17 protein-coding genes and 2 pseudogenes are annotated in these 21101 nt (G+C 40.4%); 2 read left to right on the top strand and 17 right to left on the bottom strand.

Annotated features, from left to right (window positions below; genetic code table 11):
* Positions 1–9: 9 nt before the first annotated feature.
* The 4 genes from QM865_RS00845 to QM865_RS00830 form a co-directional block, all read right to left on the bottom strand.
* Positions 10–933, bottom strand: a complete 924-nt coding sequence (locus tag QM865_RS00845) for an aspartate carbamoyltransferase catalytic subunit (protein WP_153193338.1) — start codon at positions 931–933, stop codon at positions 10–12.
* An 18-nt stretch (positions 934–951) separates the two neighbouring features.
* The gene (gene pyrR / locus QM865_RS00840) at positions 952–1473 is read right to left on the bottom strand and encodes a bifunctional pyr operon transcriptional regulator/uracil phosphoribosyltransferase PyrR (protein WP_061759127.1); all 522 of its coding nucleotides are present in this window, start codon (positions 1471–1473) and stop codon (positions 952–954) included.
* Between the two features lie 210 nt (positions 1474–1683).
* Entirely contained in the window at positions 1684–2313 is a 630-nt protein-coding gene (gene nth, locus QM865_RS00835) for an endonuclease III (protein WP_061759128.1), read from the bottom strand.
* Positions 2313–2855, bottom strand: coding sequence for a YceD family protein (locus QM865_RS00830; protein ID WP_140832710.1), 543 nt, complete (start codon positions 2853–2855; stop codon positions 2313–2315). The genes nth and QM865_RS00830 overlap by 1 nt, the downstream gene beginning before the upstream one ends.
* Positions 2856–3251: 396 nt before the next feature.
* Between QM865_RS00830 and QM865_RS00825 the strand changes: the two genes are divergently transcribed.
* A complete protein-coding gene (locus QM865_RS00825) occupies positions 3252–3443 on the top strand; it encodes a hypothetical protein (RefSeq protein ID WP_077805014.1) in 192 nt (63 codons plus the stop codon).
* 55 nt (positions 3444–3498) lie between these two features.
* Positions 3499–5049 (top strand): ATP-binding cassette domain-containing protein, encoded by a 1551-nt coding sequence (locus tag QM865_RS00820; protein WP_414305800.1) that lies wholly within the window; start codon positions 3499–3501, stop codon positions 5047–5049.
* 284 nt (positions 5050–5333) lie between these two features.
* Here QM865_RS00820 and QM865_RS00815 read toward each other — a convergent pair whose 3' ends face one another.
* From QM865_RS00815 to QM865_RS00755, 13 genes and pseudogenes are all read right to left on the bottom strand, one after another.
* Positions 5334–8879 (bottom strand): pneumococcal-type histidine triad protein, encoded by a 3546-nt coding sequence (locus QM865_RS00815; protein WP_414305799.1) that lies wholly within the window; start codon positions 8877–8879, stop codon positions 5334–5336.
* 258 nt (positions 8880–9137) lie between these two features.
* Positions 9138–10472, bottom strand: a complete 1335-nt coding sequence (ciaH, locus tag QM865_RS00810) for a sensor histidine kinase (RefSeq protein WP_219966588.1) — start codon at positions 10470–10472, stop codon at positions 9138–9140.
* Positions 10462–11136 (bottom strand): two-component system response regulator CiaR, encoded by a 675-nt coding sequence (gene ciaR, locus QM865_RS00805; protein ID WP_101785053.1) that lies wholly within the window; start codon positions 11134–11136, stop codon positions 10462–10464. The genes ciaH and ciaR overlap by 11 nt, the downstream gene beginning before the upstream one ends.
* 214 nt (positions 11137–11350) lie before the next feature.
* Complete coding sequence (locus tag QM865_RS00800; protein WP_414305798.1) at positions 11351–13897, bottom strand: M1 family metallopeptidase; 2547 nt, start codon at positions 13895–13897, stop codon at positions 11351–11353.
* Positions 13898–14018: 121 nt separating this feature from the next.
* The gene (locus tag QM865_RS00795; RefSeq protein ID WP_414305797.1) at positions 14019–14459 is read right to left on the bottom strand and encodes an ASCH domain-containing protein; all 441 of its coding nucleotides are present in this window, start codon (positions 14457–14459) and stop codon (positions 14019–14021) included.
* On the bottom strand, positions 14419–15303 hold the full coding sequence (locus tag QM865_RS00790) for a putative PEP-binding protein (RefSeq protein WP_414305815.1): 885 nt from the start codon (positions 15301–15303) through the stop codon (positions 14419–14421). The genes QM865_RS00795 and QM865_RS00790 overlap by 41 nt, the downstream gene beginning before the upstream one ends.
* Positions 15263–15781, bottom strand: a pseudogene (locus tag QM865_RS00785) (NUDIX hydrolase). Before QM865_RS00785 ends, QM865_RS00790 begins: the two are co-directional and overlap by 41 nt.
* 10 nt (positions 15782–15791) lie before the next feature.
* Positions 15792–16490: a 3-oxoacyl-ACP reductase gene (locus tag QM865_RS00780; protein WP_414305796.1), complete on the bottom strand. Its 699-nt coding sequence runs from the start codon at positions 16488–16490 to the stop codon at positions 15792–15794.
* Positions 16483–16719 carry a DUF2829 domain-containing protein gene (locus QM865_RS00775; RefSeq protein WP_000141924.1) on the bottom strand — a complete coding sequence of 79 codons (237 nt, stop codon included), beginning with the start codon at positions 16717–16719 and terminating at the stop codon, positions 16483–16485. The genes QM865_RS00780 and QM865_RS00775 overlap by 8 nt, the downstream gene beginning before the upstream one ends.
* Before the next feature lie 110 nt (positions 16720–16829).
* Positions 16830–17676 (bottom strand): annotated as a pseudogene (locus tag QM865_RS00770) (IS630 family transposase).
* A gap of 298 nt (positions 17677–17974) precedes the next feature.
* Entirely contained in the window at positions 17975–19387 is a 1413-nt protein-coding gene (gene sufB / locus QM865_RS00765) for a Fe-S cluster assembly protein SufB (RefSeq protein WP_000797054.1), read from the bottom strand.
* Between the two features lie 57 nt (positions 19388–19444).
* Positions 19445–19885: a Fe-S cluster assembly sulfur transfer protein SufU gene (sufU, locus tag QM865_RS00760; protein WP_261043770.1), complete on the bottom strand. Its 441-nt coding sequence runs from the start codon at positions 19883–19885 to the stop codon at positions 19445–19447.
* Positions 19872–21098 carry a cysteine desulfurase gene (locus tag QM865_RS00755; protein WP_414305795.1) on the bottom strand — a complete coding sequence of 409 codons (1227 nt, stop codon included), beginning with the start codon at positions 21096–21098 and terminating at the stop codon, positions 19872–19874. Before QM865_RS00755 ends, sufU begins: the two co-directional genes overlap by 14 nt.
* Positions 21099–21101: the final 3 nt, after the last annotated feature.

Here is a 21101-nt window from a genome sequence, read left to right as displayed (position 1 = left end):
TCTTGTGTTTTAGTTGGCGTTTCTACTCGCCAGTACGGATTCTAAGATTGCCATTCGAACAAAGACACCATTGGTCATTTGTTGGACAATCCGTGATTTTGGTGCTTCAACCAAGTGATCTGCGATTTCTACATCACGGTTGACTGGAGCCGGATGCATAATGATTGCTGTTTCTTTCAAGCGCTCGTAACGTTCTTGTGTTAAGCCATGTTGAGCATGGTAGTCTTCTTTTGAAAAGACTGCACCACTATCATGGCGTTCATGTTGCACACGAAGAAACATCATGACATCCACCTGATCAATAATTTCATCAATAGTTACAAACTGTCCATAGTCTGCAAACTCTTGACTTCTCCATTCCTCAGGTCCAGCAAAGTAAAGTTCAGCTCCCAAGCGTTTCAAAATCTGCATATTGGATTTGGCAACGCGTGAGTGGTCCAAGTCACCTGCAATCGCAACCTTGAGACCCTCAAAGTGGCCAAATTCCTCATAAATGGTCATCAAATCAAGCAAGCTCTGGCTAGGGTGTTGGCCCGAACCATCTCCACCATTGATGATGGAAGTCGTAATCGTGGGACTAGCAATTAACTCTCTGTAGTAGTCAACCTCTGGGTGACGAATCACACAGACGTCAACTCCTAAAGCAGACAAAGTCAAAATGGTATCATAAAGTGTTTCACCCTTATTGACTGAACTAGTCTTCACATCAAAGTCCAGTCGCTCCAATCCCAGTTTAATCTCTGCCACTTCAAAGGACTTATGCGTCCGTGTAGAATCCTCAAAGAAAAGATTGGAGACAATCGGATGGTCCTCATAGGGAAGCTGAGCTCCATTTTTAAACTCAATTCCTCGCTTGATCAATTTCATCACTTGTTCGACAGTGAGGTCTTCCATGGACACCACATGGTTCAATGCTTGTTGATTTTCTGACATGGCTACTCCTTTAGCTTTCTAAGCTTCTTCAGTAATCAGAACTCTGTCTTGGCCATCAAGTTCTGCCATCTCCACGATGATTTCTTCAGAACGACTGGTTGGGATATTTTTTCCAACGTAATCTGGACGGATTGGCAATTCTCTATGTCCACGATCGACTAGAACTGCTAAACTCACGCGCGCAGGACGACCATGACCGACAATATTATCAATAGCAGCGCGAATGGTACGACCTGTATAAAGCACATCATCCACCAAGATAACTTCACGGTCTGTCACATCCACTGAAACCAAAGAGGTATCTTCTCCACTTTTAATATCATCACGGAAAGGTTTGGTATCCAATTCCACAACAGGAACTGAAAGATTTTCTAGTTGCTCCAAACGTTCTTGAATTCGGTGGGCGATAAAGACACCGCGAGTTTTAATACCAGCCAAGACGATCTTATTCAAATCTTTGTTACGTTCGATAATCTCATAGGTAATACGCGTAATCGCTCGTTTGACGGTCAATTCGTCTACAACTTCTTTTGTCTTCATGACAAACCTCCAAAAAGAAAAGTCTCCTTAAACAAGGAGACTTGAAATGTATAGCCAAGCGAGCCCTACTGCAAACAGTATAGACTTCACCCTTCTACTTTATCGCGCTCCTTGCCTGCCTCACGGGACAGGTTTAAAGGAATATTTAGTTATCAATTACTATAGCACAAAGCATGGTTAAAATCAAGCAAAAACTTTTGATGTTCCATCTTACAAATTGCTAAAATCATATAATTGTGGGTACTGGTCACATTCTGGATTTTTAGGATGACAGATGGCTCTTCCAAAATAAATCATGGCCTGATGGGCTGCTAACCACTGCTCCGGTGGCAAGATATCCATGACACGCTTTTCCACCTCAAGCGGTGTCGCTGATTTTTTGACGATATCGTGGTGTTTGCTAATACGCTCCACATGAGTATCCACTGCAAAAGCTGGAATTCCAAACCCCACACTCATGACAACATTGGCTGTCTTGCGACCAACACCTGCCAAACTCTCCAATTCCTCACGTGTCTGAGGGACTTGACCATCAAAATCGTCTAGTAACTGTTGGGCACATTTTTTAAGAAATTTAGCCTTGTTCCGATACAGGCCCAGGCGAGAAATGTGTGAAGCAATCTCACTCTCTGTCGCTACAGACATGGCTTGTGGCGTTGGAAAGGCAGCAAAGAGACCTGGTGTGGCCTTATTTACTGCTGCGTCTGTTGTCTGAGCTGACAACATGACCGCAACCAAGAGTTCAAAATGATTAGTGAAATCAAGACTGGGCTTGGCATCTGGAAACAGAGCAATGATTTCTTCCAGCACTTTTCGTGCTCGTTTTTTTGACAAGACCATTATTCGTCTCCATCAAATAGTCCTTGTAAGCCAGCAAAAGGACTGTTTTCTTCTTTCTTAACTGCTTGTTGAGCTTGGTATTCTTCCTCTGTCATGATTTGCCAGTCATTTCCTGACACAAATCCTTGACCAGCTTCTTCTTCAGCTGTCAAGACCTTGATAGGGATATTAAGCAGGATATTGTCTGACACGCTCTCAGCAAGGTCAAGTTCTCCATTTTTGATAGGCAAGACCAAATCATCATCTAGAACTTCTTGATCTAGCTGGTTAGTTGCGCCTTCCATGAAAACTTCCGTGACTGGATAAGATTCAACTAACTCAACTGGCTCCATACTGCGACTTGAAGCAAGAACAATGGTGTAAGATAGTTGATAATCTAAGAAATACATACGGTCTTCATATTGTACTTTCCCAACTGCAAGGATATCTTTTACATCTAAAATTTCTTGATTGCGTGCACGCAGGTCTGCGGCTAGGTCTAACGTTTGTTCAAAATGCAAGCCTTCAGACTGCTTACGAATTTCTTGAATATTTAATTTCATACTTCCTCCTTAAAGATTTACTCTCTTGATTATACCATGAAAAGTCTACAAATCAGCATACCAAACTTTGTAATTAAAATTCGATTTTTTAATATATTTATCACTATATTTTTTGGTGCTATACTATAGGCAAGAATACATGATAGCAAAGAGGATGCTCATATGGAAGACAAAGAACTCATTACTAATGCTTACCACTCGTATTTTAGAGATTGAAATTTCCAGTTTTCTATTGACAAAATTTCCTGAAAGGTATAGGATAGAGGTACTAATACTCGGAGGTAAGGGAGACATGAACAACTAAGTCTATCAAATAAAGAACCTTTATTTAGTAGATCTTGTTTTTGTCTCTTTTTGTGTGCTCTTTTATGCTCTTTTTCTGGCATTTTATACTCAATGAAAATCAAAAAGCAAACTAGGAAGCTAGCAGCAGGTTGCTCAAAGCACTGCTTTGAGGTTGTAGATAAGACTGACGAAGTCAGCTCAAAACACTGTTTTGAGGTTGTGGATAGAACTGACGAAGTCAGTAACCATATCTACGGTAAGGCGACGCTGACGTGGTTTGAAGAGATTTTCGAAGAGTATTAATAGAGTTTTTTTGACATAGACATTGGCTCTACTAGGTAAAGTAGAGCTTTTTGTTATGCACTATGGACATTCTAGAAAGGGCAATCATATGATAAAAATCAATCACCTGACCATCACACAAAACAAAGATTTACGAGACCTTGTCTCTGATCTAAGCATGACCATCCAAGATGAGGAAAAGGTAGCTATTATTGGAGAGGAAGGAAATGGCAAATCAACCTTGCTTAAAACTTTAATGAGGGAAGCTTTGCCTGATTTCACTATCAGGGGAGACATTCAATCTGATTATCAATCAATAGCCTACATTCCTCAAAAACTCCCCGAGGAGCTTAAAAAACAATCTCTACACGACTACTTCTTTTTAGATTCTATCGATTTAGATTACAGTGTCCTCTATCGTTTGGCGGAGGAGTTGCATTTTGATGGCGATCGCTTCGCTAGCAACCAAGAAATTGGTAGTCTATCAGGGGGTGAAGCTTTGAAAATTCAGCTCATCCATGAGTTAGCCAAACCCTTTGAGATTCTATTTTTAGATGAACCTTCAAATGACTTGGATCTTGAGACGGTTGATTGGCTAAAAGGTCAGATTCGTAAGATTAGACAAACCGTTATTTTCATTTCCCATGATGAGGACTTTCTTTCTGAAACGGCAGACACTATTGTTCACTTGCGACTGGTCAAGCACCGTAAAGAAGCGGAAACACTAGTAGAGCATTTAGACTATGATAGTTATAGTGAGCAGAGAAAGGCTAATTTTGCCAGACAAAGCCAGCAAGCAGCCAACGACCAAAGAGCCTACGATAAAACTATGGAAAAACATCAACGAGTTAAACAAACTGTAGAAACTGCTCTTCGAGCTACCAAAGACAGTACTGCAGGTCGCCTATTGGCTAAAAAGATGAAAAATGTCCTCTCTCAAGAAAAACGCTTTGAAAAGACAGCTCAGTCCATGACCCAAAAACCACTTGAAGAGGAAGAAATCAGACTTTTTTTCTCAGATATACAGCCATTACCGGCATCTAAAGTCTTAATCCAACTGGAAAAAGAGAATTTGTCCATTGGTGAGCGAGTTTTGGCTCAAGGACTTCAACTAACTGTTCGTGGCCAAGAAAAAATCGGTATCATTGGCCCAAATGGTATTGGGAAATCGACTCTGTTAGCCAAGTTTCAACAACTGCTTAGCGCCAAAAGAGAGATTTCGCTTGGTTTTATGCCACAAGATTACCACAAAAAACTGCAATTGGATTTATCACCAATAGCCTATCTCAGCAAAACTGGGGAAAAAGAGGAACTACAAAAAATCCAATCCCACTTAGCTAGTCTCAATTTCAGTTATCCAGAAATGCAGCATCAAATTCGCTCCTTATCTGGCGGACAACAGGGAAAACTCCTGCTTTTGGATTTAGTCTTGCGCAAACCAAACTTTCTCCTGCTGGATGAACCTACACGAAACTTTTCTCCAACTTCTCAACCTGAAATAAGAAAACTCTTTGCAACCTATCCAGGCGGTATCATCACTGTTTCGCATGACCGTCGTTTCTTAAAAGAGGTCTGTTCAAGCATCTATCGCTTGACAGAACATGGTTTGGAGGTAGTTAATTTATAAGATTCATACTCATGAGGATAATTCTTTGCTTTGGAGCACTATTTAAACATTATAATCAGTGAATAAATCTTATATCCACATTCAAGTCAATAATTTCTTGTAATCAACTCTAAATAGACGGATAAAAACTACTTCTAACTATCAAAAAACGAGCACCTCCTCAGTTGGAAATGCTCGTTTTCTTATGTTGCCATGGTTTATAATTACAATGAGAAATAGGAAACAGCCTTGAATGGGAAAATCTCCTAGATCTACGACCACAAACTTTTTATCTACCAACTTTTTTATTCTACTGGTTTTTCTTGATTTCCAGTAGTTGTAGAAGATTCTGTTGTTTCCTTTTCTGGAACTGATTCAGCAGATTTAGAATCTGTTGCGTTGCTCGGTTTGTTTTCGTCGCTAGTAGTTTCACTGTTAGATTCTGTAGCTACATTTGGTTGGTTCTCAGCACTTGTCTTATCACCATTTGCCTCGGCATTTGTTGCTGGACTTGCTTCTTCACTCGCGCTTGATTTTGACTTGATTTCTTGATTCAAGATCAGAATAGCTTTTGTCAATTCAAGTAAAGCAGCCTTATCTTTACTCTTAGCAGAAAGTTGATCTAGTAAAGCATCTACCTTATCAAAGTCCTCATCAGAACCCTTATTGTTTTCTAAATAAGAATGAAGCGACATAAGAATATCGTAGAGTTTTTGATAGAGTACAAGTGTCTGAGGATCTTGCTCAGCATTTTCTTTCTCTTGTTGAAGAGAGCTGGCGATACGAGTCAAGATATCTTTCACCTGACTATTTACTTCATCCAAATCTGCATCAGCTTTGTTTGTGGCAGCTTTGAGATTTTCTACTTCTTCTGCCAAGGATTGTCTGATTCCTTCTTCTTGGATTTGCTCTAAGAGTTGAGTTGCCTTGCTCAAAAGACTTTCTACTTGTTCCTTGCTGACATGATTCACATGCTCTTCAGGCATAAAGTCTCCATACAATTCTTTCAAGAAGCCATAAATAGCTGTCTTGGCACTTTGATTATCAACTTTTTCAGTATCTAGAACTGTCTGACTTGATTTTGCAGTAGTTGGCTGAGCTTTCAAAGCTTCTTCCACTTCTTGTTTTGCCTGATAGATACTTGGGAATAATTTGTTCAATTCTGCTGCCTTAAGGAAGGATTGAGATTGATACAAGGTCCAAGTCAACTGAGCCACTTTGTTTCGAAGTTCATCACTCAAACGACCGTCATTTACGTGTTCGTAGAAGTACTTGATGTATTCAACTGTTGTAACGCCTGTTCGATCATTAAAGTCTTGCAAGGCTTGAAGTTGTGATTCAACCGCTGCCAAACCTGCCTCATCTTTAGCCAACTTAGCTTCCTGGAGTCGAACGAGTAGGTCTTTCTTAGGAAGCCCATAAGAGTCTGTATCTAGTGTGTTGATTTTATCAATCAAGGCCTGATATTTCTTATCTAGAGCGCTTGTTTCAACAGGTTTGACACTTTCATCAATATGGATATATTGCTTATCAAAGAGTTCAAGTGTTGCAAGATAACCTGCTGTAGAGTTTGTTGCCAGTTTCTTCATGTTTTCAGTAAACTGACCTAAGGCTAACTCAATCTGTCTTTGTGCAATAGGCTTATCTTTGTAGATGCTTCTGCTTTCAGCTAGAAGTTGATCTACTTTTGCCAAGACTGCCTTCTCATCAAAAGCTCCAGGTTGGTAGTTAGATTGTAGAGCTGGAATCTTGTTTTTCAACGCTACTTCATAGCCCTTAGTTTGAACCTTGATGTAGTGATTGTGGTCGCCATGAGGAATCACAAAACTACCATTTTCTACCTGTAAGCTATAAGGAGACACCCCATCTCGCAAAGCAGTGGTATAGAGTTCATTTAGGAAATCAAGTTCTGGATTTCCAGTTTGGAGTGGAAGTCGAACGTGTTCTTTACGAACAGCATAGGGATGGATATGAGTTGGATCGTAGGCTTGGTCTGGATTTCCAAAAACAAAGAATCCGTTTGAAATTCTAATAGCTTCAAGTGGAACGCCATAAGTTTTAGAGATATAAGCAATCTTTTCTTCATCACTAGCATCTCTTGAGAAAGACTCTACCGTTTTAGCAAGAGGTTTTACAGGCTCTGCATCATGATGTGTTTTCAGATGATCTTGAGCTGCCTTAATTTGCTCTGATGTCAAATCCTTCTTGAAGAAGTAATGATTGTGGTCTCCGTGACTCATGACAAAGCCTTGTTCATCCTCACTGATGACACGATTGGCATCAAAACCGTGATCATGGTCTTCATCATGATGGTGTCCATGATGATCTTCATCGTGATCGTTATCATGAGCTGGATTTGGTGTTGCTGTATTTGCCTCTTTCAAGTGGTCTTGCGCTGCCTTGATTTGATCAGCAGTCAAATCCTTCTTGAAGAAGTAATGATTGTGGTCACCATGACTCATGATAAATCCTGCTTCATCTTCAGCAATAATACGATTGGCATCAAAACCGTGCCCATCTTCTTCATGTTCCTCATGTGAAGTTCCTGGATTGATTGGAAGAGATGGCGAAGGTGTTGTTAGACCATTATTTGGAAGAGTCGGTTGACCAATTTGATTCGACTTAGGAATGTAATGGAAATGATCACCATGTCTGACGATATAAGCTGTAGCTGTTTCTTCGACAATATCTTTTGGATTAAAGATATAGCCATCAGATGTTGAAGGAATTTCCTTATTTAACGTTGAAGAAGCATTATTCAATATAGATGGATTACTTGGAAGACTTCCTAGACTAGACGCTACTTCATGATGTTTTTCATTTGTAGAGACCGTAGAATCAGTTCCACCGATAGGCACCATTCTAGCAATCTTTTCTTCTAAAGGAGAGAGCTTGCTGTAAGGAATAAAATGATAATGGTCGCCATGCGGAATCGCAACTCCATTTGGTGTACGACTGATAATCTTAGCAGGGTCAAAGACTAATCCATCTGATTCACTGTAACGTTGGTCACTAGGCGAATCATAGAGTTCTTTCAATAGACTTTGGAGATTTTCAACTTTGCTTTCTGGCTTGCTAGTTGATTCTTTCTCTATAGCTTGATTAGTATTATCACTAGCTGTTGAAGAATAGCTTAACTGGCTCGGTTGCGTATTTTTACCAGCCAGATGAGCTTTAGCGGCTGCTAATTCACTAGCAGACAAATCACTTTTTGGAATGTAGTGATAGTGTCCTCCGTGAGGAACGATATAAGCATCACCAGTATCTTCGATAATATCAGCTGGATTAAAGACATAACCATCATCTGTCGTATAGCGTCCCTGAGACCTTGCTACAGCAACATCAGAGCTGACCTTCTCATTATCTTTGACATGTTCTTGTTTTTGACGATTGATTTCATCCTTGGTTCGAACATTATCAGCATGAGCTGCATCTTTCAGGTAGACATAATATTTTCCATCGACCTTGATGATATAACCACCCTTAACCTCATTGATAATATCAGCATCTTTAAGTTGATAATTAGCATCTTTCATCAGAAGTTCTTCACTGAAAATCGCATCATAAGGTACTTTCCCATTATAGTAATGATAGTGATCACCGTGTGACGTTACATAGCCCTGATCTGTAATTTTGATGACAATTTGCTCAGCCTGAATTCCTTCTTTCTGGCTAACCTGATCTGGTGTCAAGTTTTCACTTTTCTGACTTGACTGGCTACCATCCACATAAGAAACACGATTATTGTCCTTATTTTCCTGCGAGCGATGCTGGTTCAGTGCATATGCGCAAAGACTTAAGGATACGATAACAGCTGATCCAGCTGCTATATATTTTTTACTGAATTTCATAAATCCCTCATTTCAATAAATGATGAAGCTATTTCTTAACTTCTTTTCTCGGTTAAACAGTTTTTCTAAACCGGTTATTTAACCATTTAATTAACCAGTAAATAGTTTACATTTTTTAAGTTTATCTGTCAAGATTTTTATGTCATAAAAAATCATGACCACCCCTAAAACGGGTGGTTTGCCTGTCTCACACCTGACTTAGCGAGACGGACTGAAAGTCACATAATCCAAAATATCGCCCCGTCTGGAGCGATATTTTTATTTTTTCTTTTTCGATGGTGTGTGGATAGCAATCTTCACTTCAAAGATTGTTCCCTTGGGTTTATTATCTTTAACAGTAATGGTTCCTTTAAGCGCATCTACAATTTGCTTGGCCAGAGATAATCCTAAACCAAAACCACCTTTTTGGCGGGTTCTAGCCTTATCCACTCGATAAAAACGGTCAAAAATTTTCTTCTTATCTTCTGTCGAAATACCGACTCCATTATCAGAAACAAGTAAATACAGATTGCGATCGGTCGCCGAGATAAGAAAATCAATTTCACCATCCTCTTCAGTATACTTGACAGCATTATCAAATAAGATGGTCATCAGTTGTTTCAGAAGAAGCTGGTCTGTGACAATCGTGCGATGAATCCGATTTTCAAAACGGAAGACACGATCATTTTCCGAGGCAATCATCTCATAGTTTGTGAAAGTCGTATTGAAAAAACTGGTTGGAACTTCTGCAAGTTCCGGTTTAATCCCATCATCTCTACGAGCTAAGTTCAGCAAGTTTGTCGTCAAAAAACGCATATTTCGGACTTCTTCCAAACTAGAGGCAATGCTTTCGCTCACATCCATAATGGTTGCTTCTGGCTTACGAAAAAGGGTCTCTAAGCGATTTTGCAAAACTGCGAGTGGAGTTCGTAACTCATGACTAGCATTTTCCACAAAGGACTGTTGCTTCTGCATGCTCTCAAGCAGGGGCCTAACACTGACCCTAGCTAGATAGAGACTTGCAAGTAAAGATAAAATCCAGAAACTTGCCATCACAATCACAATCAATTTCTCGTGCTTTTGACTGGCCTGCTCCAACTGACTGGTATTAATCAAGATAGCTGCATACTTGATATTGGTTGAAACCGAACTGATATTGGTTTCCATCAATATCATGCGATAGATTTCTTCTTGTCCATAGCTATTAAAAACCTGAATCTGATAGATATGGCCTAGTTCTTTTTTCTCTAACTTAATCTTATCCAATCCCAAAAATCGATTTCCAGAAAGGAGCTGTGTAAAATTCTTATCAAAAAGAATAACCTCCGTATTGGAACTGACATTGGGTTTTATCTCAGTCTTACTAGTATCTGTAGCGGCATGCTCTAAGTCTTTAATCTCTTCTGTTGCCCTATTTACAGCAAGCTGAATAACTGCCTGAGGATTTTCACTCAGTCCATGAAGCTTATCATCCACCGAAGTATAGAGACTCGAGTGCATGACCTGCAAAATAATTAGAGTCATGGTGGAGAAAATCAGAGTGAAGACACCAAAGTTGCGGATAAAATAACTAAAGTCATCCGCATACCATGTTTTTTTTAGTTTACTGAACATCTTTTAAAATATACCCAACACTGCGCAAGGTTTGCAAATTCTCTGCAAAAGTGGTTCCTTTTAATTTCTTACGAATTTTTGAAACATAGACTTCGACAACTGAAATTGTTGTGTCACTATCAAATCCCCATAAACGATCAAAAATCTGAGTCTTAGGCAAAATAACATTTTGATTTTGAAGGAAATAAACTAATAAATCGAACTCTTTCCCCAGTAATTCGACATGAGTATCTTCAACCTTAACGGTATTGGTTGACAAATTAACTACAATATTTCCATAAGTCAAGGTGTTTTCATTAAACTTGCCTGAACGTTTGAGAAGGGCTTGAATCCGCATTTTGAGTTCTTCTAAGTAGAAAGGTTTGGTCAGATAATCATCCGCTCCCAGTTCAAATCCATGTCCCTTGTCATCCAAACTTTCCTTGGCAGTCATGATCAGAACTGGAGTCGTAATTCCCTTTTCACGCAATTCTTTCAAGACTTGGAAGCCATTTTTTTCTGGCAACATCAAATCGAGCAAAATCAAATCATAGACGCCACTTTCAGCTTCGTAGAGACCTTCTTCCCCATCAAATACCTGCATGACATCCGCAAAATCGTCTAAAAAGTCAAATACTGAATTTGACAGGCCTAGGTCATCCTCAACCAATAAGATTTTTATCATGAGAAACTCCTCCTTATTAAAACCATTATACCAAATTTGCCTTAAAAAAAACTCAACTCTCTGCATTTTATACTCAATGAAAATCAAAGAGCAAACTAGGAAGCTAGCCGCAGGCTGTACTTGAGTACGGCAAGGCGACGCTGACGTGGTTTGAATTTGATTTTCGAAGAGTATTACATGAGATAGCTGAGTTTTCTTTTTATTTTAGGCTCATTTATGAATTTCCGTATTGAAGAACGACTGCTTCCACTGCAGCTTTTTCACGGTTAATCAAGTCAACACGCGCTGCAATTTCCTTGATTCCCATACCGATGTTACGGCTAAGAGCAAGGTCAGAAAGTTGCGGTTCAAAGAATTCCTTGTACTCTGCCAAGCGTTGCTGAGTCTTAAATACGTGTGCAGGAAGGATAACAAAGCTATCAAAGCTCATATCTCCACCAAGAGCTGCCTTAATCCAAGCCCAGTTTTCACGCGCCCAAGACCAAGCTGTTTCCTGAGTTACTTGGTGAGCTAGGAATTGGTAATACCAAGCAGACAAGTCCTGCGGTTTGACCACAAATTTGTCCTTCCAAGAAGCAATCAAGGTTTGGATATTGTCCGCATCTTTACTATAGGCAAGAGCGGCTGCCAACTGACGTTTAAAGACAGCATCTGTTGCGTGAGTATAAGTATCAAGATAAAGTGCTAACAAGTCTTTAGTCTCATGATGTTTCATCTCATTGATCAGAACTTGTGAGCGAATAGCTGCTGGAAGTCCTGCAAGATTATCCTTGTAAGCCGCGAAGATTTGGCTAGCGACTTGACTAGCTTCTGCATCATTTGAGCGAATCATCATAGAAACAGCCAACTGACGAACCAATTCATCCTCATCTGATTCTCCATCTTTAGCTTCAAAACCAAGACGGTCATAATTATGACGAGCTAATTTAGCAACCAAGGCTTTGAAGGCTCTTTCAGCTTCTGTTCCTTCATCGATAAAGCGCTCAAGAGCAGAAATTACTTCAGAAACAGCTGAAACGACAAGGTAAGATTCTTCCTTAGCAAGTTTATCAAGAACTGGAAGCAAGTCAGCATAAGAAATGTGCCCTGCCTCAGCAAGCAAACGACGTTCTTGAACGATCTGCAGTTTACTTGTGTTATCAAGCTCAACTAGGTCAGCAAGAACAGCATCTAACAAATCTCCTTGATAGTCTGTAATGTAGTGGGCTGTATTTTCTGTGTTGAGACGAAGTGCTGTTTTGTTTTCTGCAAGAAGAGCTGCGTAGCCAAGGATTTCGATACTTTCAGTTTCAAGTGTATCAGGCAAGCCTTTCCAGTTGCTATTGAGTGGCACCACCCAGAGACGGTTCTTATCTTCGTGCTCACCGATAAAGAATTGTTTTTGCGAAATCTTCAAGACATCATTTTCAACTTTGACAGTGAGAACTGGATAACCAGGTTGTTCCAACCAAGAATCCATGAAGGCTGCGACATCACGGCCAGATGCTTGACCAAGAGCATCCCAAAGGTCACGACCAATTGTATTTCTGTACTGATGTTTTTCAAAGTAAGCATGCAAACCTTTGGCAAAATCGGCATCACCTAGCCAACGACGAAGCATGTGCATGAGACGGCTTCCTTTGGCATAGACGATAGCACCATCAAAGAGCGTATTGATTTCATCTGGGTGTTTGACTTCGACGTGGACAGACTGAACACCATCAGTCGCGTCACGTTCAAGAGCAAGAGGTACTCCACCTGTTTGGAAATCTTCAAAGATGTTCCAGCTTGGTTCAATAGCATCCACACAGACGTACTCCATCATGTTAGCAAAACTTTCATTGAGCCAAAGGTCATCCCACCATTTCATAGTAACAAGGTTACCAAACCATTGGTGAGCCAATTCATGGGCCACAACAAGGGCAACTTGTTGACGGCTGGCAAAGGTAGAGTTCTCATCCACAACCAAGTAAACTTCACGGTAGGTCACAAGACCCCAGTTTTCCATAGCACCAGCTGAGAAGTCAGGGAGGGCGATATGTAGAGATTGAGGAATTGGGTACTTGACTCCGTAGTAATCTTCGTAAAACTCGATAGAGCGAACAGCGATATCCAGTGAGAAATCAAGGTTAGATAGTGGGTGGGCTTTGGTTGAATAAACACCTACAAGAGTACCGTTTTTAGTCTTAGCCGTCACACCTTGCAAATCACCCGCAACAAAGGCTAACAAGTAAGAAGACATGCGAGGTGTTGTCTCAAACTTCCAGATACCTGTTTCCTTACGATTTTCAACATCGATTTCTGGCATATTAGACAAGGCCAATTCATCTTCTGCTTGGTCAAAACGTAGAGAGAGGTCAAAAGTTGCTTTGGCTTCTGGCTCATCCACACATGGGAAGGCTTCGCGCGCAAAATGACTCTCAAATTGAGTAGACAATACTTCCTTCTTGACTCCATCAACTGTGTAGTAAGATGGGTAAATCCCTGTCATGTTGTCTGTAATTTTTCCTGAGAAAGCGATAACCACTTCAACTTGACCTGCTTCAGCAAGTTCAATATGAAGGGCTTCATTGTCATGGTCAACTGTAAATGGGCGAGCTTGACCTGCAACTTCTACAGTGGCGATTCCCAAGTCTTTTTGGTGAAGGGAAATACGGTCACTCTGTGCTTGACCAGTGATGGTCACCTTCCCTGAAAACGTCTTGGTCTCACGACTCAAGTCTAAAAATAAATCATAATGTTCAGGAACAAATTGATTAATAAAATGTTCAACTGCTTGCATAGTTTTCTCCTATCTAAGTTTAAGAGCTAAAGCTCTTCTTCAAACAAACTTATTATATCATGTTTTGCTGGAGAAAAAAGGATTGGACAGCGATTTCCAAAACTTTCTTCCGTCTAATAGCCTACAGTGGGTAGACCTTGCGAAATTCTTCTAAAACAACCTTGCTTTCAGGTGTAAAAGTCAGTCCTGCTTCACCCAAACAGTCTGTGAAAAAATCCTCATGAACCTGACGCCAATAGGTAAGTGATTTGTCTCCCTCACCTTCCTTATAGGCATGTTGAGCAGAAACTTGATTGAAGGGCTGGACAGAAACCTTTGTCATTTCGACAATACAGACAGCCTGATTTTGACCGTCTAAAATGACATCAAATGTCCCTTCTTGCGGAAGGGGTTCGTCCTCTAGTACGTAGAGATCATAGGCTGATGCTGTTGCAGTCTTTTTGCCTTTTAAAACCAAATCTGCTAAAAGGTCTGGTTCCACTCCAAAAGCCCAAGCATCGATTTCATCTCCTATAGAGGAGTTAATTTGCTTGTAGGCATTCCACATTTCTTGCGGTGTCATAGGTGCTCCTTTGTAATTTTTTACTTTCTTCTTTTATGTATTTGAGATGGTCTGGATGGTCAATTTCTAAATCAAAAATCTCCGGAATAGAGCTATAGTGGATAATGCACTCAATACTCATCTGATTCATTTTTTGTATGAAAGAAGTATTCAGATAGCCTGCTACAGCAAAATCAATCTTTTTCATCCTTGCTTTATCCTGCATATCTCTTAGCATATCTAACATTATTGGACTTTCCATATCATGCCATTGACTATTTCTCACAGTCGCAAAAACAAAAGAAGTCAAATCATTCATTCCAACTACAATCTTTGAAATGGCCGTTTCCAGTATCCTATCCAAGTCAAAATACGCTGACGGTAATTCAATCATCGTGCCAACTTTCCCAGTAAAACCCTGCTGACGCAATACTGTAATAGCTTGCTTTAACTGCTCAGCATCATTGACAAAAGGAAAAATAACAGATAGATTGGGATTGTTTTGATAAACTTCTGTAACGACATGTGCCTCAGCATGAAATTCATCCGGACACGCCAGCAAACGCCTTATCCCTCTATATCCAAACAAGGGATGATTTTCATCAAAATGCTGTTTAGTTCCCTCTAAACAATTGGCTTCTGTATTCGTTAATTCAGAAAAACGATACCAGATCTCCTCATCTGAGTACAGGGAACAGATAGTCTCTAGATAATCTTTCACAAATTGCTGACAACTTGGTAATAGTATGTTTTGGTTAAGCTCCCTAAACAAGTATTCGCCTCTAATCATACCTATGTGGTGCAATAACTGAGGATAAATTTTTTCAAGAATTTTTTCGCCACTCAGAGCTAGTTGGTTTCTCATCATTCACCTTCCAATTCATATACAAGGTCTTGTCCAGTTCTGGAAATCCTATTAATTCAGACTTAACCTTCAAGACTAATGGCGATGCATTTTCTTCTGTGATTTCTTGAATTGCCTTCCAAACATATCCAAGAGAATCATTCACACCATCAGAGACAGTTTCAGAAATATTCACTTGAGATGCCTTCTCGTTTATCTCAACATCATACAAGGCTATGATATGGTGAACCATAAAATTTGTTAACTCTTCCCTGACGAAAACATCGTAGATTCGAGGATTGGAGTAGCTTCTAACAGTAAATCCCGTCTCTTCCAAACCTTCTCTAATCAGAGTTTCCGTCAGTCCTTCACCAAGTTGTTGACTGCCACCAGGAAGGTCTAACCTATTTTTGTAGGGACCTGCTGTTTTTTGAATACAAAGAAGTTAACCATGTTTATAGCAAACACCATAGACTCCAAAGTGATTTTTGATTTCCATCCAACTACTCCTACTTCAGAGACCAACCACCATCTATTGTCAAAATTTGTCCCTGCATGGCAGATGCCTTTCCACTTGCCAAAAAGAGACTGACTTCTGCCACTTCCTCTGGTTCAATCCAGCGCTTGATTGGTGTTTCACTCGCCACCCAGTCTGCTAAGCCACCTGGTTCAAAGTCCGCAGCGGTCATAGCTGTCTTAACCGCTCCCGGAGCAATCCCAAAGACTTGAATCCCAGCTTCTGCATAGTCTAGAGCCAACTGCTTGGTAAAGCCAGCTAGTGCGTGCTTAGAGGAAGTATAAGCGTGTCCACCACCGCCTGCTAGGCTAGAAGCAATGGAGCACATATTGATAATGATCCCTTTTTTATTCTCCAGCATTTGTGTCAAATAATGCCGAGTCAACTCAACAGGAGTCACATAGTTGATTTCAAAAATCTCTTGAATTTCCTGCGCTGATTGTTCCAAAAGTGGTTTGTAATCATCCAACACTCCAGCAGTATTGCACAAAACATCCACCCGAGGACACCAGTCAAAAATAGGCTCCAAGTCCAAGGTTAAATCTCTCTGTAAAAAGTGGAAATCACCTTCTAAGAGTGGATTTTCACCTTGGTCAACTCCATAAACTTGATAGCCCTTCTCTAAAAAAAGGCGAGCCTGAGCCAATCCGATACCTGAACTCACTCCCGTAATCAATACACGTCTAGTCATGCACTTCTACCCAATCCGTCGCCAAAACATCACAAGGTGTCGGACTCCACATGGAAAAACCTTCTCCCTCCCCAGAAACGTTGATTAGGAAATAAGGTGTCACTTCAAGTGCAACCCCATTTTGCTCGATAGTGTCAAAAAGTTGGACATAGTTTTCAGCACCTCCCCAACCAGTTCGTACATATTTTTTCTTATCCTTTAATCCAGGCAGAATTTCTTCAAATGTCATGGTTTTCTCCTTTTATTCTACATTCTTCATTTAATTATAACAAAAAACCGTTGTGCAACGGCTTTTTGACTCATTTTAAATCAAAATCAATAAGCATTTTATAATTATAGTCATTTAGTTTTAAAAAAGCGTTCCAAACATTCAAAAATATTTGGAACTTCCCTTAATAAATCCGTCACTTTCTTTTTCAAGATAGCCCAAGCCTGCTCAATAGGATTCAAATCTGGTGAATACGGTGGTAGAGGTAAGAAAAAGTGTTTATCTTGAATGCAAAGCTCATCCAAGATGTTCTTGGGATGAAAACTAGCATTGTCCATGACAATGACATGAGGGGTCTTCAAAGCAGGTAGAAGTTGCGTTTTGAACCACTCCACAAAGAAATCGCTCGCCATACTTTCCTTGTAAATCATAGGAGCTATAAACTCTCCGTCTACTTGTCCTGCAACAATTGAAGTCCGCTCAAAACGCCGTCCACTAATCTTTTCATAGACTTTCTCCCCTCTAGGAGCCCGTGCATAAGGACGATAGAGGTAGCGGTCGATTCCTGTTTCGTCAATATATACGACTGGTAAATCTTTTAGGCTATTCAAAATATCAAGAAACTCAGCGACTTTCTCAGGATCTTGTTCCTTAAAGCTAGTCGTCTTTTTTTAAAGTGACCTTAATCTGCTTTAAAGCTGCCCATACTGAAGGAACAGCACAATCAAAATGTGTCGCAATTTCCCGTAAGAAAGCATCTGGATGAGCCTCTACAAAGGCCTTCAACTCCTCCAAAGGAATCTTTCGGCTTTTGGCGACTCGCTTTTTCCGCTCTAAGTGTCCTTGTTCACGTAATTTCTTTTCCCATGTGAAGAGAGTTCTGACGCCAACATCAAAAACTTTGGCCGCCTCGACATGGCTGTGTCCCTCTTTGATGTAATCTAATGCTCGTTGTTTAAAATCTGTACTATATGCCATAACTTTATTATAAGATGCTTATTTTAAACTAAGCAACTATATCGTGGCTTGAACTGACTATTTTATATATTGTCTTACTTCGTCCTCACAAAACTATATCAAAAATCAAAAGCGCTTAGGGAAAAACTCTATTTCATGAGAGAATACAATAAATCTTCCCACAATAAAACGCATAATATCAAGTTTTTTGGCTCCTGATATCATGCGTTTTCTGTTCTTAAAATATTTTTTCTCAGTCTCTTTTTGTTACAAGTTCATCTTCAAGATCCTTGATTTGGGGTAAATCTAAAATCAAATTTTACCCAACTGATCCTTCCATTTCGTAGCTAATCAAACGGTTCAGCTCAACAGCATACTCCATTGGAAGTTCTTTTGTAAAGGGTTCTACAAATCCCATGACAATCATCTCAGTTGCCTCAGATTCTGATAATCCACGACTCATGAGGTAATACAATTGTTCTTCAGAAATCTTAGAAACCTTGGCTTCGTGTTCCAAAGCTACTTGCGAGTTGTGAATTTCATTAAATGGAATAGTATCTGATGCTGATAAGTCATCCATGATAATAGTATCACACTCAATGTGAGAAACAGATTTCTTAGAGTTCTTATTAAAGGTTACTTGTCCACGGTAGTCAACCTTCCCTCCGCCTTTAGCGATGGATTTAGACACGATAGACGAGCTTGTATGTGGAGCATTGTGGATCATCTTGGCACCCGTGTCTTGGTGTTGCCCTGCATTGGCAAAGGCGATAGAGAGCATGGTACCACGGGCTCCTTCTCCATCAAGATAAACAGATGGGTATTTCATGGTTGTTTTGGCACCCAAGTTACCATCAATCCACTCAACAGTGGCATCCTTTTGAGCCTTAGCACGCTTTGTTACCAAGTTATAGACGTTATCAGACCAGTTTTGGATAGTCGTATAACGCATATAAGCTCCGTCCAAGGCAAAGATTTCTACAATAGCAGCATGCAAGCTGTTACTTGAATAAGTTGGCGCAGTACAGCCCTCTACGTAGTGGACACTTGCTCCCTCATCAACGATAATCAAGGTACGTTCAAACTGACCAGTATTTTCGTTGTTGATACGGAAGTAAGTTTGAAGTGGGATATCCACTTTGACCCCTTTTGGTACGTAGATAAAGGTTCCACCAGACCATACTGCTGAGTTAAGGGCAGCCAACTTGTTATCTGTTGGCGGTACCAACTTCGCAAAGTATTGTTTAAACAAGTCTGGGTATTCCTTGAGGGCAGAATCCGTATCTGTAAAGATAATCCCCAATTTCTGGAACTCTTCCTTCATGTTGTGGTAAACCACTTCTGACTCGTACTGGGCAGAGGCACCTGCTAAATAAGCACGCTCAGCTTCCGGAATCCCGATACGTTCAAAGGTTTCTTTGATTTTTTCAGGAACTTCGTCCCATGAACGCGCTGGTTTGTCAGATGGTTTTTGATAGTAGATCAAGTCATCAAAATCAATCTCTGACAAGTCTGCTCCCCAAGTTTGCATAGGCATTTTTTTGAAGGTTTCATAAGACTTCAAACGGAATTCTAGCATCCACTCAGGTTCTCCCTTAGCAGCTGATAGTTCACGAATGACATCTTCATTCAATCCTTTTCCTGTCGATAGGACAGGCTCTACATCATCATGGAAACCAAATTTATATTCACCAAGGTCAATTGGTTTTGGTTCTACTCTTTCTTCAGCCATAATATACTTTCTTTCATTCTTCATTTCTAATAGTCCATAAGACAAAAGAAACTTGTCTTACTTGTTTTCTTGATTTTTAATTGTTTTCTTCAGGGCATTCCAAGCTAGGGTTGCACACTTAATTCGTTGAGGGAATTTTGCAACGCCTGATAAGAAAGATGCATCTCCAAGTTGGTCTTGACGCTCATCTTTTTGCCCTTGAACCATTTCAGAAAAAATAGTCGCAAGTTCTAAAATTTCTTGTTTGGTTTTTCCTAAAACGGCATCTGTCATCATGCTAGCAGAGGCAGTCGAGATGGTACAACCTGAGTTTAGAAAAGCAATATCTTCCAAACGGTCCTCTGCATCAAACTTGACAGAGAGATTGATAACATCTCCACAGGTCGGATTGTTGAGACTGATTTGCTCAGCGTCTTCCAACTTCCCTTGATGATGTGGATTTTTCGAATGATCCGCTACCACTGCCATATAGAGGCTATCTAGTTTAGAAAGTGCCATTGAAAAACTCCTTTGTCTTTTGTAAGGCATCGACTAGCTTGTCGCAATCTGCCTTGGTATTGTAGATGTAAAAACTTGCACGAGCTGTAGCTGGAACGTCCAAATACTGAAGCAAGGGTTGGGCACAATGGTGACCAGCACGAACAGCCACTCCTTCATAATCCAGAGCCGTCGCAAGGTCGTGAGGATGAAGATTGCCTAGGTTAAAGGCAATGACACCCGAACGTTGTGCTAAATCCTGTGAACCGTAAATGGTCAAACCTTCAATAGCCTGTAGTTTTGGAAAGACGTAAGAGATTAACTCCTGTTCATGGGCTTCAATCGCATCCATACCAATCTTTTCAAGATAATCTATTGCAGTAGCTAGTCCGATTGCACCTGCCATGTTAGGAGTTCCAGCCTCGAATTTCCAAGGCAATTCCTTCCAACTAGCAGATTGCTCATAGACGAAATCAATCATTTCGCCGCCGAACTCTACTGGTGACATTTGTTCCAGATACTTTTCTTTGCCGTAAAGAACACCGATACCAGTCGGACCGGCCATCTTGTGACCTGAAAAGGCAAAGAAGTCCACATTCAAGTCCTGAACATCAATCTTCATATGAGGCGTAGATTGAGCACCATCCACCACCATAATGGCTCCAACTTGATGAGCTAATTGGGTGATTTCTTTGATTGGATTGACCACCCCCAGAACATTTGAGGCGTGAGCAAGGGAGACAAACTTAACTCTATCAGTCAATTTAGCTCGCAAATCATCCATATCCAGAGCTCCATTCTTGAGATAGACATAAACAAGCTCTGCCCCAGTCTTGCGGCAGGCTTCCTGCCAAGGAATGATATTGGAATGGTGTTCCATGACAGAAATCAAAACCTGATCTCCTTCAGTCAAGACTTCCTCTGCAAAGCGCGCCACCCAGTTCAGACTGGTTGTCGTTCCTCTAGTAAAGAGAACTTCCTTTGTAGACCCTGCATTGATAAACTTACGAATGGTTTCACGAGCCGCCTCATAAGAAGCTGTCGCCCTTTCAGCCAAGGTATGAACGCCACGATGAACATTGGCATTATCCTGTTCATAGTAGCGGTTAATCGTTTCCAGAACTGCTAGTGGTTTTTGTGTCGTCGCAGCATTGTCCAAATAAACCAATGGTTCATCATTAACAATCTGGTCTAAAATTGGAAAATCCTTGCGAATCACTTCTACATCTAACATAGG

This window comes from Streptococcus mitis (assembly GCF_047462815.1).
GTDB classification, from domain to species: domain Bacteria; phylum Bacillota; class Bacilli; order Lactobacillales; family Streptococcaceae; genus Streptococcus; species Streptococcus mitis_DO.
This window is presented reverse-complemented; position numbering and strand designations above follow the sequence as displayed.